Here is an 18,022-nt window from a genome sequence, read left to right on the forward strand (position 1 = left end):
GTCCTCCGGTCGAGGCGAGGGGCGGAACGCGGTCCCTCCGAATCCGGGCGTGTTTCGGTTGGACCCCGTGATCGGGCCCGAGATCGAACAGGTCGGACGCGCCGGGGACTCGAGGGGGCACGGTCGCGCGCGGGGGCAACGCTCGCCGGCATCGTACAGCAATGCCCCCGGCCTTCAACCGCCGGCGCATCCGGCGCAGGACCGTGGGCAAGGGGTCCAACCCGCGCCGCATGGCGCAGCGCGCGCCCCCAAAGGCATAGTCCATTCATGATACATGGGCATGCAGGCAGACCCGAAAATCGTGCAGCGGGAAGGTCGACCGGCGAGATCGCCTCATGGTCGAAAGTCGACGTCACAGGCCTTAACGGTTTGTCCACGCTTTCAGGATGTACTCCAAGGATAACGGACGAAGCCCGAAGGAATCCTCAAGCAGTATGCGGATATGGGAGAAAGGTGGAGCGATGTGGGGAAGACACATGGCGGGACTCGCGACCGCACGGGGGGGCTCGGGGAGATCGCGATCAATCCGAAAGACTTCGTGCTTCGGATTGATCCCGTGGCTCGGCCCTGAATCAAAGAGTTAGGGCGGAGTCTCGCAGGGCATTGGCGCCCGGACTCGGGTCCCATGACGTGCGATCCGCCCCAGGATGCGGGGCTTGAACGGCCTGCATCGCCTTCAGAAGAGAGGCAGTCATGCTTAAGTCGCTCAGGATAGGACCCAAGCTTTATGGTGGGTTTGGGCTCGTCCTTTTTCTCCTTGTTGTGCTCGGCGCGATCACGATCTATGAACTCAGCGCCATTTCGAACGTCTTCACCGACTATCGGACGCTGGCCCGCTCGACCAATGAGATCGGACGCGTCCAGGCCAACCTCCTTGTCGGCCGCATGGGCGTGAAGGACTTCATCATTGACGGGGACGACGCCGCCGTCGATCAGGTCACCCAGCGGCTGGAGGCGACCCGGCGCTTCATCGACTCCACCGATGCGCTGACCTCCGACGCCGAGGCCCAGGCCCTGCTGGACGAGATCCGCGCCCAGGTCGACACCTACGCGACCACGTTCGCCGCCGCGGTCGAGACACAGCGGCAGCGGGACGCCCAGGTTCGGGCGTTGCAGGCCGCCGGACCGGTGGTCGAGGAATCGCTGACCGAGATCATGCGCACGGCCGACAGCGACGGCGACACGCGCGCGGCCTACAACGCCGGCCTGACCCTGCGCCACCTGCTGTTGGGGCGCCTCGCGGCCTACCGCTATCTGGTGCGCAGCCAGCCGGCGGACTACGAGGAAGTGATCCAGCGACTCGATCGGTTCGACTCCCGCCTGGAGCGGCTGGTGGCCGACCTTGATGATCCGCAGCAACTGGCTCTGGCGGAGACCGCGCGGGACCAGGCGCAAGCGTACCGCGAGGGCTTCGACGCCATGCACCAGCATATCGTTCGCTATAACGATCTGGTGCACGACCAGCTGGACCACATCGGCCCGACGGTGGCGCAACACATCGAGGACTACAAGCTGGAGATCAAGGGCGAACAGGACATCCTGGGGCCGCGGGCCTCGGCCCTGATCCGCACGACCGTCATCATCACCGTGGTCATCGCCGTGGGCGCGCTCCTGCTGGGCGGGATCGCGGCCTGGATCATCGCCTCCGGCATCACGCGCCCGGTCCAGGCCATGACCGGCGTGATGACCCGCCTGATCGAGAAGGACTATGCCGCGGAGATCCCGGCCCTCGACCGCAAGGACGAGATCGGGGAGATGGCCAAGGCCGTGCAGGTGTTCAAGGAGAGCATGCAGACGGCCGACGCCCTGACCGCCGAGCAGTTGGAGGAGGGCCACCGCAGCGAGCTGCGGGCGAAGCGGCTGGAGACCCTCAACGATCAGTTCGACCAGGGTGTCAGCGGCGTGCTGGAGCAACTCTCGTCGGCGTCCACCGAGTTGCAGTCGACCGCCGAAAGCATGGCCTCCATCGCCGAGGAGACCAACACCCAGGCGACCACGGTCGCCGCCGCCTCCGAACAGGCCTCCAACAACGTGCAGACCGTCGCTTCGGCGGCGGAGGAGCTGTCGTCCTCGATCCGCGAGATCGGTCGCCAGGTGCAGCACGCCAGCACCGTCGCCGGTCAGGCGGCGGACGAGGCCGAGCGCACCAACGCCGTCGTCTCCGGGCTGGCGGACGCGGCCCACAAGATCGGCGAGGTGGTCGACCTCATCACCGACATCGCGGATCAGACCAACCTGCTGGCGCTCAATGCCACCATCGAGGCGGCGCGCGCCGGCGACGCCGGCAAGGGCTTCGCGGTGGTCGCCAACGAGGTCAAGAGCCTCGCCACCCAGACCGCCAAGGCCACCGAGGATATCGGCCGCCAGATCGGCTCCGTGCAGACCGAGACCAAAACGGCGGTGACGGCCATCGAGTCCATCTCCGAGATCATCCGGCGGGTCAACGAGTCGGCGTCGGCCATCGCCTCCGCGGTGGAAGAGCAGAACGCCGCCACCGAGGAGATCGCCCGCAACGTCCAGCAGGCCAGCCAGGGCACCACCGAGGTCTCGCAGACCATCGCCGGCGTGACCGATACCGCCCACGAGACCGGCGCCGCCGCCGACAACGTGCTCCAGGCCACCAACCTGCTGAACGAGCAGTCCTCCAAGCTGAAGAACCTGGTCGAGCACTTCCTGCACGAGGTGCGCAGCACGGCCTGACCGCGCGCCCGCGGTTCGGGGCGATCACCCGGCCAGAGGTAGCCGGTCCCTTCTGGGGGCCGGCTTTTTTTGGTTGTGCGTCAAGCCTGGCGCGGAGCGCCGTGCCGGGCGCGGCCCGGGCCGCCGTGGTGGCGGGTCCCGTCCTGCCTGATGACACCGGCGAGCCTTGATCCTGATGAGTCAGGATCAAGACCGGCCAGTACGAGACGCATTTTGCGACCGGGCGCCGGGCGTCCCGCGTCACTCTGACCGAGACCCGGGTGCGGGGGCGTGATGCGGGCCCCACGCCCCCGGTCGCCGCCCGACCTGTCGGATCCCGCCGGACAGACGGCCCAATGTCTTGCCTGGGCCGGCCAGTCTGCCCCGGCACGGCCCCGGCACGGCCCCGGCACGGCCCCGACACGGCATCGGGCCTTGATCCTGACGGGTCAGGCGCAAGGCCGGTTGGCCTGAGTCCGGGACGATCGTCCGGAACGATCGCCGACCCCGGCATGCCTATTGCTTTCCGGAGGCTCATCGAGACCGGGCTGCACAGTCTCTGGCGGCGGCCCACGGTCCGCGCGTGAGCAGAGGGCGTCAGATCGACCCGCGATCGGATATTGTCGCGAACGACGCTATCTATCCGGTTATATTTGGGAATATTGGCTTCCCCAAAATGTACTGCCGCGCCACTCGTTAATTATTTTCTCATATATTTGTTTGGATCGTTCTAGGGCAGGTCGTGATCAATCTGACTCCCAGCGTGGTTCTGATTGATCACGTGACTCTGCCCTAAACCAGATGGTTAGGGCGGAGTCACGCACGGCCTTGGATTCCAACAGTGGGTCCAATGCCGTGCGATCCGCCCTGGGGCCACGCCGGCGGGCATTCGCGGGCGGGGCGGGGGTGCGATGCGCGCGCAGCGCCGTGCCCGCCACAGGGGGCCGCCGGCGATCCGGCGCGGCGGCCGCCTCATCCTGGCCGGCCTTGCTCCTGACCCGTCGGGATCAAGGCCCCACGCGGCTTCGCCGCGCCGGCGCGGTCGCGCCGGCCGGCCGACGGAGAGGTCCGCCCTTCCGTCGGCCGGTACATCTTGTCCGAAGGGGGACCCATGTTGAGATCGCTGCGTATCGCGGTCGTCTTGCCGCTGCTCATCTGCCTTGTGGCGCTGATCGCCGTGCTCGTCACGGGCGGATTGGCCTACTGGCGCGCCGCCACCACCCTGACCGCCGAGGCCGAGGCCAAGCTCGTGGCCCTGCGCGAAAGCCGTGCCACGGCCCTGGAAAGCTACCTGGCAAGCATCGTTGGCGACCTGGCGGTGAGCGCCGGCAGTCACGCCACCCTGGAGGCCCTGCAGCGGTTCGACCGCGCCTACACCGGCGTGCGCAGCGTGGCCCCGGGCGGGGACGCGACCGCGGCGCTCCAGCGGGCCTACATCGCCAACAACCCGCACCCCCAGGACGCGAAGCACAAACTCGACGCGGCGCCCGGGAACACGCCCTACGACCGCACCCACGCCACCTATCATCCCTGGTTCCGCGACCTGCAGGAGGAGCGGGGATACTACGACATCTTCCTTATCAACGCCGCCGGTATCGTGGTCTACACGGTCTTCAAGGAGCCGGACTTCGCCACCGATCTGCGCACCGGACGCTGGGCCGACAGCAGCCTGGCAGACGTCTACAACCGCGTCGCCGCCGACCCGCAGGCCCGCCCCATCGCCTTCGCCGACTTCGCCCCCTACGCACCGTCCGACGGCGACCCGGCCAGCTTCATCGCCCACGCGGTTTTCGACGACACCGGGGCTTTCGCGGGTGTGCTGGCGTTCCAGATGCCAGTGGCCGAGGTCAACGCCATCATGCAGGTGAGCGCCGGCATGGGCGAGACGGGGGAAACCTACCTGGTCGGGCCGGACCTGCTGATGCGCAGCGACTCGCGCTTCAGCGCCGAGAGCACGATCCTGTCGCGCGAGGTCGACACGCCCGCGGCCCGGGCCGCGCTGGCCGGCGAGGCCGGGGTGACGGTCGGCCGCGACTATCGCGGGCAGCCCGTGGTCCAGGCCTACGGCCCGATCGCGTTCGAGGGCCTCAACTTCGCTATCCTGGCCGAGGTCGACCGCGCGGAGGTGATGGCCCCGGTCTACCAGATGCGCTGGTTCATGGTCGTCGCGGGCCTCGTCATTCTCGTCCTGGTCGCCGTCATGGGGCTCCTGTTCGCGCGATCCGTAACCCGCCCGATCGGCGCCATCACCGACACCATGGGCCACATGGCCGATGGCGACCTGACCGTCCAAATCCCGGCCACCGACCGCAAGGACGAGGTGGGCGAGATGGCGAAGGCCCTGAACGTCTTCAAGGAGGGCCTGGTGCGCGCGGAGCAGCTTGCCGCCGAGCAGGCCGAGGCAACGCGCCAGCGCGAGGCGCGCGCCCAGCGCATCGCGGACCTGAACACAGACTTCGATCATGCCGTCGGCGAGGTGCTGGGGGCGGTGGCGTCGGCGACGACAGAACTGCAGTCGACCGCCGAAAGCATGTCCTCGATCGCCGAGGAGACGAGCACCCAGGCCACCACGGTGGCGGCGGCCTCCGAACAGGCGTCGACCAACGTGCAGACCGTGGCCTCGGCGGCGGAAGAGTTGTCGTCCTCGATCCGCGAGATCGGCCGTCAGGTGCAGCAGTCCAGCGACATCGCCCGGCAGGCGGCGGACGAGGCCCAGCGCACCAACGCCGTCGTCTCCGGGCTGGCGGACGCCGCCCAGAAGATCGGCGACGTGGTCGACCTGATCACCGACATCGCGGATCAGACCAACCTGCTGGCCCTCAACGCCACCATCGAGGCCGCGCGCGCCGGCGACGCCGGCAAGGGCTTCGCGGTCGTCGCCAACGAGGTCAAGAGCCTGGCGACCCAGACCGCCAAGGCTACCGAGGATATCGGCCGCCAGATCGGTTCGGTGCAGAGCGAGACCCGGACCGCCGTGACGGCCATCGAGGCCATCTCCGGCATCATCCAGCGCATCAACGAGGCGACGTCGGCGATCGCGGCGGCGATGGAGGAACAGAACGCCGCCACCGAGGAGATCGCCCGCAACGTCCAGCAGGCCAGCCAGGGCACCACGGAGGTGTCGCAGACCATCGTCGGGGTGACCGAGGCGGCGCGCGAATCGGGCGCGGCGGCCGACAACGTGCTGGCCGCCACCAACGCCCTCAACCAGCAGTCCGCCGACCTCAAGATGCTGGTCGAACGCTTCCTGGCCGACGTGCGCGCGGCCTGACCCGCGGCTGCCGAGGCGAGTCCGCGCAGCGGGCGGCGGCGCGTCCCGTCCGGGAGGCGCCGCCGCGACCCCTCCCCCCAATCCAACTTGGAGTTCCCTTGTGTAAGGCGAATTCGCGAAACTGATGAGTATCCCGTAATGGTTATGCAGGCACGGTCGTCACCTCATAGGAATAGATTCGTTTAAATCGCCAAGCTGTTCATTTAACCGTTGATTTACACCACGCCCGGCACACTCCGCACTACTGCCCCTGTATTGGCCGAGGACTCGGCAGCGCGGCGGCGGAACAGCAGGAGGGAGCACGCGCCCCGGGGTGCGTGCCGGTGCCAAGAAACGCAGCGCCGAGCGGACCCGACCCGACGCGGTCGGTCCCGGCGCACACCGAAAGGCAAGCCCATGCTCAAGTCCATCCGGATCGGATCCAAACTCTACGGGGGGTTCGGGATCGTTCTCGCCCTTCTCGTCATCCTGGGCCTGGTGGCCGTGATCCAACTCACCTCCATTGGTGCGACGTTCTCCGAGTATCGCGGCCTGGCCCGTGCCACCAACGAAGTCGGGCGCGTGCAGGCCCACATGCTGATGGCCCGCATGGGCGTGAAGGACTTCATCATCCGCGGCGACGCCGCCGCGGTGGATCAGGTCGAGGAGCGCGGCGCGGCCGCCCTTGAGGCCATCGACACCGCCGAGGCCGTGATCGCGGACCCGGAGGCGACCGCCCTGCTGGAGACCATGCGCGAGCGCATCGAAACCTACCGCGAGGCCTTCAGCCGGGTGATGGCCCGCCAAGCGGCCCGCGACAGCGCCGTGGCGGTGTTGACGGAAAGCGGCAGCGCGGCCGAGACCCGGCTGACCGACATCATCCACAGCGCCGAGCGCGACGACGACACCGCGGCGGCGTTCCAGGGCGGCCTGACCCTGCGCGACCTGCTGCTGGGCCGGCTGTACACCGCCCGCTTCCTCCAGTTCGGGGAGGACTCCGATTATGCGCGCGCCGCCGCCGCGATGACCGATCTCGACGCGCGCATGGACACCCTGCTGGGCGAGCTTCAGGACCCGCAGCGGCGCCAGCTCGCCAACGAGGCCCGGGACTTCGAGCGGCGCTACGCCGCCGGGCTCGCCGACCTGCGCACAGCCCTGCTTGCCCGCAACGAGATCATCACCGGCACCCTCGACGTCATCGGGCCGCAGGTCGCCCGCCAGATCGAGGACTTCAAGCTGGAGATGAAGGCGCAACAGGACACACTGGGGCCGCGGGCCGAAGCGGCCATCCGCCAGACCATCACCGTCACCCTGGTGATCGGCGCGATTGCCGTCGTGCTCGGGACGCTGGCGGCCTGGATCATCGCCTCCGGCATCACCCGGCCGATGAACGGCATGACCGACGCCATGGGACACCTGGCCGAGGGCAACCTGGATACCGCCATCCCGGCGCGCGAGCGCGGCGACGAGCTGGGGCGGATGGCCGCCGCGGTGCAGGTGTTCAAGGAGAACGCCCAGCGCGTCAAGGAGATGGAGGCCGAGCAGAAGGCCCACGAGGAACGCGCCCTGGAGGAGAAGCAGCAGGCCATGAACGCCCTGGCCGACGCCTTCGAGCGCGAGGTCGGCGGCGTGGTCGAGGCCGTGGCGGCGGCGGCCCAGCAGTTGCAGTCGACGGCTGAGAACATGGCCTCGATCGCCGAGGAGACCAACAGCCAGGCCACCACGGTCGCCGCCGCCTCCGAGCAGGCCTCGACCAACGTGCAGACCGTCGCCTCGGCGGCGGAGGAACTGGCCTCGTCCATCCGCGAGGTCGGCCGCCAGGTGCAGCAGTCCAGCGACATCGCCGGGCGGGCGGCCACCGAGGCCGAGCGCACCAACGGCGTCGTCTCGGGCCTGGCGGACGCCGCGCAGCGCATCGGCGACGTCGTCAACCTGATCTCCGACATCGCCGACCAGACCAACCTGCTGGCGCTCAACGCCACCATCGAAGCCGCGCGCGCCGGCGACGCCGGCAAGGGCTTCGCGGTCGTGGCCAACGAGGTCAAGAGCCTGGCCACCCAGACCGCCAAGGCCACCCAGGACATCGGCCAGCAGATCGGCACCGTGCAGGAGGAAACCCGCACCGCCGTGACGGCCATCGAGTCCATCTCCGGCATCATCCACCAGATCAACGAGGTCACATCGGCCATCGCGGCGGCGATGGAAGAGCAGAACGCCGCCACCGAGGAGATCGCCCGCAACGTCCAGCAGGCCAGCCAGGGCACCACCGAGGTGTCGCAGACCATCGTCGGCGTCACCGAGGCGGCCGGCGAGTCGGGCTCGGCGGCCGACCATGTGCTTCAGGCCACCCGCGACCTCACCGAGCAGTCGACGATGCTGACCACCATGGTCGACCGCTTCCTGGCCGACGTCCGCGCCGGCTGACCGAACCGGCGGCATCAAACCCGTGGGTCATCCGGACCGGCCTTGATCCTGACTCGTCAGGATCAAGGCCCGACGCGGCGTCGCCGCGCCGGCCCCTCAACTGGTCAAGCTGGCATCGCAGAGCCATGCCAGGGTGGCGCTGGCCGGCCTCCAAAAAGGTCACCCTTTCCGGCGGCCGCTCTAATCGGTCGCAGAGCCTGCCACCGAGGCCGGACCGCGCCGTCCGGCCGCTCTGCCCTGAACCAACCTGCGGCGCAACAGTCAGGAAGAATTTTGGACATTAATGAACAGCCCGCAATGGTGATACAACTATAGAGATTAGAATATTTAAAAAACTTCAGACTAATATGTTGAATTGATTATTTAACCTTCGGTTTACACTGGACTCGGCAAACTTGGGATTGCTTCTGTATTTGCCGAGCAATCTATGCTGCGGCGGCGGAACAGCAGGAGGGAGCGCGCGCCCCGGGGTGCGTGCCGGTGCCAAGAAACGCAGCGTCGACCGGACCCGTCCCGACCCGACGCGGCCGGTCCCGGCGTAGACCGAAAGGCAAACCCATGCTCAAGTCCATCCGGATCGGATCCAAACTCTACGGGGGGTTCGGACTCGTCCTCACTCTTCTGATCATCCTCGGCCTGGTGGCCGTGATCCAACTCACCTCCATTGGCGCGACGTTCTCGGAGTATCGCGGTCTGGCCCGAGCCACCAACGAGGTCGGGCGCATGCAGGCCCACATGTTGATGGCCCGCATGGGCGTCACGGCCTTCATCATCAGCGGCGACACCGCCGCGGTGGATCAGGTCAAGGAGCGTGCCGCGGCCGCCCTTGAGGCCATCGACACGGCCGAGGCCGTGATCGCGGACCCGGAGGCGGCCGCCCTGCTGGAGACCATGCGCGAGCGCATCGAAACCTACCGCGAGGCCTTCAGCCGGGTGACGGCCCGCCAGACGGCGCGCGACGGCGTGGTGGCGGTGCTGACGGAAAGCGGCCGCGCGGCCGAGACCCGGCTGACCGACATCATCCACAGCGCCGAGCGCGACGACGACACCGCGGCGGCGTTCCAGGGCGGCCTGGCGCTGCGCGACCTGCTGCTGGGCCGGCTCTACAGCACCCGCTTCCTCCAGTTCGGAACCGAGGCCGACTATGAGCGTGCCACCGCCGCCATGGCCGACTTCGACGACCGGATGGGGGTCCTGCTGGACGACCTCCAGAACCCGCAGCGGCGCCGGTTGGCTGACGAGGTGCGCGCCCTCGGCGCACGTTACAGCGCCGGGCTCGTCGACCTGCGCACCGCCCTGCTCGCGCGAGACGAGATCATCACCGGCACCCTCGACGTCATCGGCCCCCGGCTGGCCGCCGAGATCGAGGACTTCAAGCTGGAGGTGAAGACGGAGCAGGACACGCTCGGACCGCGGGCCGAGGCGGCCATCCGCGAGACCATCACCGCGACCATGGTAATCGGCGTGATCGCCGTCGTGCTCGGGATACTGGCGGCCTGGATCATCGCCTCCGGCATCACCCGGCCGATGAACCGCATGACCGAGGCCATGGGCGATCTGGCCGAGGGCAACCTGGAGACCGAGGTCCCCGCCCGCGAGCGCGGCGACGAACTGGGGCGGATGGCGACCGCGGTGCAGGTGTTCAAGGAGAACGCCCAGCGCGTCAAGGAGATGGAGGCCGAGCAGGCCGCCCAGGCGGCGCGCGCCGCCGAGGAGAAGCGGCACGCCATGAACACCCTGGCCGATGCCTTCGAGCGCGAGGTCGGCGGCGTGGTCGAGGCCGTGGCGGCGGCGGCCCAGCAGTTGCAGTCGACCGCCGAGAGCATGGCCGCCATCGCCGAGGAGACCAACAGCCAGGCCACCACGGTCGCCGCCGCCTCCGAACAGGCGTCGACCAACGTGCAGACCGTCGCCTCGGCGGCGGAGGAACTGGCCTCGTCCATCCGCGAGGTCGGCCGTCAGGTGCAGCAGGCCGGCGACGTGGTCACCGAGGCGTCGGCGGAGGCGGACCGGACCAATGGCGTCGTCTCGGGCCTTGCGGACGCCGCGCAGAAGATCGGCGACGTGGTCAACCTGATCTCCGACATCGCCGACCAGACCAACCTGCTCGCGCTCAACGCCACCATCGAGGCGGCGCGCGCCGGCGATGCCGGCAAGGGCTTCGCGGTCGTGGCCAACGAGGTCAAGAGCCTGGCCACCCAGACCGCCAAGGCCACCGAGGACATCGGCCGCCAGATCGGCTCCGTGCAGACGGAAACCGGCACCGCCGTGACGGCCATTGAATCGATCGCCAACACCATCGGACGCCTGAACGAGGTGGCGGCCGCCATCTCGGCAGCGATGGAAGAACAGAACGCCGCCACCGAGGAAATCGCCCGCAACGTCCAACAGGCCAGCCAGGGCACCACGGAGGTCTCGCAGACCATCGTCGGGGTGACCGAGGCGGCGCGCGAGTCGGGCTCGGCGGCCGACCATGTGCTGCAGGCCACCCGCGATCTCACCGAGCAGTCGAGCACGTTGACCAGCATGGTCGACCGCTTCCTGGCCGACGTCCGCGCCGGCTGAGGCGGGACGCCCGTCGCGGCGGTCCGCCGCGGTCCGGACCGGGGGCGCCCGGCCGGCCGTGGCGGCCGCCGAAGACGGCATCGTCGGTGCCAATCCGGACCGGCTTGGAGAAAACGCCAGAAGAACAACGCCTTCTGGTTGAAGTTTGTATATTTACATCCTCTATAGTGCGATGGCGGCGATATCAAATGGGAGTCCAGATCCACGAATTTTGGATTCATAGAATTAACGCTTTTTTCATTGCCATTATGGGCATAATTTTCTTGCCTCTGTACTTCCCGTTTACTCGGTTTGTACTCAAGGAACAGTGAGGGGGGCTCCGTCACCACACCGGGACGGCGCCCGACACGTCGTGCCCGTCGCCGGCCCCACCGCCCCCGCGCGTAGGCCCACAACGACGCGCACACAACGACATGAGAGGGCAGCCACGGGGATCTCGGCGTGCGCCCCCAGCCCGATCCCGTCGCGCCTCTCCACGAACGAGAGAAGCACTGGAGACGGACATGCTGTCGAACATCCGTATCGGCCTTCGTCTGCTGATTCTGACCGGAGTCACCATCCTCGCGCTTGCCGGGATCGGCGCCGTCGGCGTTTCGTCGACATCCACCGTCCAGTCGATGCTGGACCAGGTCCGGGACACCGCGCAGACGCCGGTTACACAGTTCGCCACCATCAATGAACTGCTGAGCGAAAGCTTCCAGCAACCCTATGCCGCTTCGCTCCACAACCCCGACCTGGACGCCGCCGCCCACCACGACCACCCGGTCGGCATGCATACCGACGCCACCCGCGCCGCCGTCGCCCGCATCGCCGACGTCCTCGCGACCTATCGGGCCAGCGCGGCCGGGGACATGTTCCCGGCCCAGTTGGCCGCCTTCGAGGCGGCCTGGGCCGACTACCTTGATGACGGCCTGCGTGACGCCCTGGCCCTGGCCGACCAGGACCGGCACATGGCTTTCGAACAGCTCGGCGTCCACCTGACCACGGTCACCCTCCCCAGGTTCCGCGCCGCCAAGGCGGCCGCGGCCGCGATGCTGGCCGCGCACAACGAGATCGCCGATCGGTTGGTGGCCGAGGCCCAGGCCCGCTATGCGCTGGCCCTGTGGACCATCGCCATTGGCGGCCTCTTCGCTGCGCTGATCGTGTTCGCCGGCAGCCTGCTGATCGGCCGCAGCATCACCCGCCCGGTCGCCGGCATGTGCGGCGCCATGGGCGATCTGGCCGAGGGCAACCTGGAGACCGAGGTCCCCGCCCGCGAGCGCGGCGACGAACTGGGGCGGATGGCGGCGGCGGTGCAGGTGTTCAAGGAGAACGCCCAGCGCGTCAAGGAGATGGAGGCCGAGCAGGCCGCCCAGGCGGCGCGCGCCGCCGAGGAGAAGCGGCAGGCCATGCACACCCTGGCCGATGCCTTCGAGCGCGAGGTCGGCGGCGTGGTCGAGGCCGTGGCGGCGGCGGCCCGGCAGTTGCAGTCGACCGCCGAGAGCATGGCGTCCATCGCCGAGGAGACCAACAGCCAGGCCACCACGGTCGCCGCCGCCTCCGAACAGGCGTCGACCAACGTGCAGACCGTCGCCTCGGCGGCGGAGGAACTGGCCACCTCAATCCGCGAGGTCGGCCGCCAGGTGCAGCAGTCCAGCGATACCGCCGGCCGGGCCGCCACCGAGGCCGAGCGCACCAACGCCGTCGTCTCGGGCCTTGCGGACGCCGCGCAGAAGATCGGCGACGTGGTCAACCTGATCTCCGACATCGCCGACCAGACCAACCTGCTCGCGCTCAACGCCACCATCGAGGCGGCGCGCGCCGGCGACGCCGGCAAGGGCTTCGCGGTCGTGGCCAACGAGGTTAAGAGCCTGGCCACCCAGACCGCCAAGGCCACCCAGGACATCGGCCAGCAGATCGGCTCCGTGCAGAGCGAGACCCGCACCGCCGTGGCGGCCATCGAGTCGATCTCCGGCATCATCCATCAGATCAACGAGGTCACGTCCGCCATCGCCGCGGCGATGGAAGAACAGAACGCCGCCACCGAGGAGATCGCCCGCAACGTCCAACAGGCCAGCCAGGGCACCACGGAGGTCTCGCAGACCATCGTCGGGGTGACCGAGGCGGCGCGCGAGTCGGGCTCGGCGGCCGACCATGTGCTGCAGGCCACCCGCGATCTCACCGAGCAGTCGAGCACGTTGACCAGCATGGTCGACCGCTTCCTGGCCGACGTCCGCGCCGGCTAGGGCAGAGTCAGGGCGGAGTCACGCCCGAAGTCGGGTCACGCCGCGACTCCGACTTCGGGCGATTGGCTGTGCGGCGGACCACATCGGCCCGAACAGGGGGACCGTGCCCAGCGCGATCCAGATTGGCGCGCAAATCGACACGGACCCACCGTGCCCCCACCGCGCCCCTCGAACCGACCGCCGCGACAGGGGGCGGCCATCGCCGCGGCCGCCCCCTGTTCTGCCCGCTGGTCTGGGCTGTCGCCCCCCACCCGATCCGGTCGACTCCGGGGTGGGCGAGGGGAGGCGATCTGGCATGAGCCATGCACACCGTTACGGTGCGGACGCCCTGCGGCCGCGGCTGCGGTCGCAAGACCGGTCCGCCATGACGTCTGTCACGGCGATAACGCCCAGCGCTTTATAAATCGAGAGTTCTGCCAGGAAACGGCGCTGCGCCGTATTAGCGTGATATTTAGGCTGCAACACCCAATACTATTTCTCTTCACCAATAATTTACAGAATACACCGACCATCGTGCTGGACTCGCTCGACGCCGGCGCCGACCAGAAGGGGAAAACAATGATGCTTCGCATGGGATTGAAAGGGCGCCTCAGCGCCGTGACGGCGGGACTCGTACTGGCCGCGCTGGTGCTCGCCGCCGTGGCCTCGGTGTACTTCACGCGAACCGCCCTGACCGAGAACGCCCGCGCCCTGTCGCAGCAGGCCGCGGAGACCGGCGCGGCCGAGGTCAAGCAGGGCCTGGAACAGGCGTTCACCACCGCGCGCGACTACGCCATCCTGCTGGAAACGGCGCGGGCGCAAGACCTGGCGGATCGCTCGCTGCTACTGGACCTGCAAAGCAAGCTGCTGCAGGGCAACCGGCGCCTTCTGGGGGTCTGGTCCGGGTTCGAACCCGATGCCCTGGACGGTCAGGACGCCGCCTTCGCCGGCACCGAAGGGCACGACTCCACCGGCCGCTTCGTGCCCTACACCTACCGCGATGGGGACCGCATCGCCATGGAGCCCTTGCTGGACTACGACGTCCCGGGCGCTGGCGACTACTATCTGGATGCGTTCAACAGCGGCCGCGAGACCATCCTGGAGCCCTACCCCTACGAGGTTGGCGGCAAGGAGACCCTCCTGACCAGCCTGGTCGTGCCGGTGCGCCATGACGGCGCGGTCATTGGGGTTGCCGGCGTCGATATCGGATTGGGCGCCATGCAGCGCTACCTGGCCGCCATCCGGCCGATGGAGGACGGCTGGATCTCCGTTCTGACCGGGGGCGGCATGGTGGTGGCGGACCGCCATACGGAGGCCCTGGGGCAACCCGGCGGCGAGGCCGGCTTCAGTCCGGAGGCCCTGGCCGCCGTCGCCGCCGGTGACCCGTACGTCGACGAGCGGGCCACGGCCGCCGACGGTACGCCCGTGCTGCGGGTGGTGGTGCCGTTCACCATCGGCCAGACCGAGTCCACCTGGGCCGTGGCGACCAGCATCCCGCTGGCCACCGCGTTGGCGACGGCCCAAGAGATCACCTGGACCCTGGTGATCCTGACCGTGGTGGTGGCCCTGGTCGCCCTGGTGTTGGCGTGGCTGTCGGCGCGTCAGGTCAGCAGCCCGATCGTGGGCATGACCGGCGCCATGGAGCGCCTGGCCGAGGGCGACCTGGAGACCGCGATCCCGGCCCGGGAGCGCAAGGACGAGATCGGCCGCATGGCCCATGCCGTGCAGGTGTTCAAGGAGAACGCCCAGCGCGTGAAGGAGATGGAGGCCGAGCAGGCCGCCCAGGCCGCGCGCACCGCCGAGGAAAAGAAGCAGGCCATGCACACCCTGGCGGACACCTTCGAAAGCAGCGTCGGCGGCGTGGTCGAGGCCGTGGCGGCGGCGGCCACCGAGTTGCAGTCGACCGCCGAGAGCATGGCGTCCATCGCCGAGGAGACCAACAGTCAGGCCACGACGGTGGCGGCGGCCTCCGAACAGGCGTCGACCAACGTGCAGACCGTGGCCTCGGCGGCGGAGGAGCTGTCGTCGTCGATCAGCGAGATCGGCCGTCAGGTCCAGCAGGCCAGCGATGTTGCCCGCAAGGCGTCCGACGAGGCCGAGCGCACCAACGCCGTCGTCTCCGGGCTGGCGGACGCCGCCCAGAAGATCGGCGACGTGGTCAACCTGATCTCCGACATTGCCGACCAGACCAACCTGCTGGCGCTCAACGCCACCATCGAAGCCGCCCGCGCCGGCGATGCCGGCAAGGGCTTCGCGGTGGTCGCCAACGAGGTCAAGAGCCTGGCCAACCAGACCGCCAAGGCCACCGAGGACATCGGCCAGCAGATCGGCTCGGTGCAGAGCGAGACCCGCACCGCCGTAACGGCCATCGAGTCCATCTCCGGCATCATCCAGCAGATCAACGAGGTGGCCTCCGCCATCGCCGCGGCGATGGAGGAACAGAACGCCGCCACCGAGGAAATCGCCCGCAACGTCCAGCAGGCCAGCCAGGGCACCACCGAGGTCTCGCAGACCATCGTCGGGGTGACCGAGGCGGCGCGGGAATCCGGCTCGGCCGCCGAAAGCGTGGTCGTCGCCACGAACTCGCTGAACGAGCAGTCGGCGATGCTCAAGCAGATGGTCGAACGCTTCCTGGTCGACGTCCGCCAGAGCTGAGCCGGCGCGCCGGACCAGGCCGCACCAGACCGTGCCAGGGCCGCCCCGTTGCGGGGCGGCCCTGCGCCGTTTCCCCCGCCGCGCCGCGCCGCCCGATCCGAACCGGCTCGCGCCCCGCGCCGGACCGGGCGGAGTGAGCGGCCGACACGGCCCCGAGTCTGCGCCGCCGACGACCCCCGACGGCTCCCGACGGCCGGACCGGGACGCCGCCCGCCGCCTGCCGGGCCCGATGACGCAGCGCCGGGCGGCGGGATCCCATCGGCCCGCGGTCGCGCTCACGCGGCGCCGGTCCCGGCCGCCGACGGCATCCCGCACCACATCCGTAAAGTATTTGCTTCAGGGCCGAAATCCCCTCTGGTTCGGGCGCCCATTTCGGGTACCATGGCGCGGACGTGCGCGCCCCGAACCCTCGCAGGCGCGCACCGTGACGCGCCCGCGGTCTCGACCCGCGGTGGCCCGGTCGGCCGCCCCGGGGCGCCAGCGCCGGAGCGCGTCCCCGATCGAAGACCATGACGAGGCGCCACCAAGAGCGTCACACCACGGGATTAGGGATACGTCATGGGTCAGGCCCCCCTGCACCGCCCCACGGACATGACCCGTCCGCTGGATCTGCGCCACGAGCGCCGCACCGGGCCGGAACGGGTCCGGCGGCCGGTCTACGTCGACCACCTTCCGCCCTGCAACCAGGCCTGTCCGGCGGGCGAGAACATCCAGGCCTGGCTGGCCCTGGCCCAGGCCGGGGACGACGAGGGCGCGTGGCGACAACTCGTGATCGACAACCCGATGCCGGCCGTGCACGGCCGCGTGTGCTACCACCCCTGCGAGGACTCCTGTAACCGCCAGGAGCTGGACGCCAGCGTGAGCATCCACGCGGTCGAGCGCTACCTGGGCGACCTGGCGCTGCGGCAGGGCTGGCGCTTCGACCCGCCGACGGAGAACACCGGCAAACGCGTCCTGGTGGTCGGCGCCGGCCCCAGCGGCCTGTCCGCCGCCTACCACCTGGCCCGGCGCGGCCACACCATCACCATCCACGAGGCCGGGCCGCTGCCCGGCGGCATGATGCATTTCGGTATCCCGGCGTACCGCATGCCGCGCGATGTCCTCGACGGCGAGATCAACCGCATTCTCGCGCTCGGCATCGACCTCAAGGTGAACCACAAGGTCGTGGACCTCGAGGCCGAGCGCCAGGATGGCGGCTTCGACGCCGTGTTCGTCGCCGTCGGCGCCCACATCTCCAAGCGGGTCGACATCCCGGCCCGCGACGCCGCGCCGATGCTGGACGCGGTCTCGTTCCTGAAGAGCATCGAGGCCGGGGAGCGCCCGCGCCTGGGCCGGCGGGTCGCCGTGTACGGCGGCGGCAACACGGCCATGGACGCCGCCCGCGTGGTCAAGCGCCTGGGCCACGAGCCCCTGATCGTCTACCGCCGCGACCGCGACCACATGCCCGCCCACGACTTCGAGGCCCAGGAGGCGCTCGACGAGGGCGTGCAGATCCACTGGCTGCGGGCCATCAAGAGCCTGGATCAGACCGCGATGACGGTCGAGATCATGGAACTCGACGACCGTGGCCGGCCGCGCCCCACCGGCGAGACCGAGACCATCGAGGCCGACGACCTGATCCTCGCGCTGGGTCAGGACACCGACACCAGCTTCCTGCGCTCGGTGCCGGGGCTGAGCTTCGACCGCGACGGCACGGTGCGGGTCGACGAGCGCATGATGACGGGTGCCCCCGGCGTGTTCGCCGGCGGCGACATGGTGCCCTCGGACCGCTCGGTGACCATCGCCGTTGGCCACGGCAAACAGGCCGCGCGCTGCATCGACACGTGGCTGCGGGGCGGCCTGTTCCAGCGCCCGCCGCGCAACCCGGGTGTGTCCTTCGCCGACCTGAAGGTGCCGTACTACGTGGAAGCCGACCCCCGCGAGCAGCCGCACCGGTCGGCGGCCGAGGCGACCAGCGGCTTCGAGGAGGTCGTGGGTGGCCTGTCCGCGCCCGAGGCCCACTACGAAGCGGCGCGCTGCCTGTCGTGCGGCAACTGCTACGAATGCGACGGCTGCCACGGTGCCTGTCCCGAGGACGCCATCCAGAAGCTGGGGCCGGGCAAAGGCTATCGCGTCGACCTGGAACGCTGCACGGGATGCGGCGTCTGTCACGACCAGTGCCCGGTGCACGCCATCGAGATGATTCCCGAACCGCACCACTGACCCTGGACCCAGCCCCCGGACCGCCGCACCGGGACCACATCTG

At 69.2% G+C, this 18,022-nt stretch carries 7 protein-coding genes; all 7 read left to right on the forward strand.

From position 1 onward, the window contains the following. Nucleotides 1–693: 693 nt before the first annotated feature. The 7 genes from GGD88_RS09350 (at nt 694) to GGD88_RS09380 (ending at nt 17,979) form a co-directional block, all read left to right on the forward strand. Nucleotides 694–2,700, forward strand: a complete 2,007-nt coding sequence (locus GGD88_RS09350; protein WP_184434610.1) for a methyl-accepting chemotaxis protein — start codon at nt 694–696, stop codon at nt 2,698–2,700. Between the two features lie 1,090 nt (nt 2,701–3,790). After that, nucleotides 3,791–5,950 carry a methyl-accepting chemotaxis protein gene (locus tag GGD88_RS18800; protein WP_184434613.1) on the forward strand — a complete coding sequence of 720 codons (2,160 nt, stop codon included), beginning with the start codon at nt 3,791–3,793 and terminating at the stop codon, nt 5,948–5,950. Nucleotides 5,951–6,346: 396 nt separating this feature from the next. Beyond that, nucleotides 6,347–8,353 carry a HAMP domain-containing methyl-accepting chemotaxis protein gene (locus tag GGD88_RS09360; protein WP_184434616.1) on the forward strand — a complete coding sequence of 669 codons (2,007 nt, stop codon included), beginning with the start codon at nt 6,347–6,349 and terminating at the stop codon, nt 8,351–8,353. 558 nt (nt 8,354–8,911) lie between these two features. Continuing rightward, complete coding sequence (locus GGD88_RS09365; protein ID WP_184434619.1) at nt 8,912–10,918, forward strand: HAMP domain-containing methyl-accepting chemotaxis protein; 2,007 nt, start codon at nt 8,912–8,914, stop codon at nt 10,916–10,918. 503 nt (nt 10,919–11,421) lie between these two features. Beyond that, complete coding sequence (locus tag GGD88_RS09370) at nt 11,422–13,143, forward strand: methyl-accepting chemotaxis protein (RefSeq protein WP_184434623.1); 1,722 nt, start codon at nt 11,422–11,424, stop codon at nt 13,141–13,143. Between the two features lie 570 nt (nt 13,144–13,713). After that, on the forward strand, nt 13,714–15,777 hold the full coding sequence (locus GGD88_RS09375; protein ID WP_184434627.1) for a methyl-accepting chemotaxis protein: 2,064 nt from the start codon (nt 13,714–13,716) through the stop codon (nt 15,775–15,777). 558 nt (nt 15,778–16,335) lie between these two features. Next, on the forward strand, nt 16,336–17,979 hold the full coding sequence (locus GGD88_RS09380) for an NAD(P)-binding protein (protein WP_221237082.1): 1,644 nt from the start codon (nt 16,336–16,338) through the stop codon (nt 17,977–17,979). Nucleotides 17,980–18,022: the final 43 nt, after the last annotated feature.

The sequence above is a fragment of the Roseospira goensis genome, assembly GCF_014197795.1.
Lineage (GTDB): Bacteria > Pseudomonadota > Alphaproteobacteria > Rhodospirillales > Rhodospirillaceae > Rhodospira > Rhodospira goensis.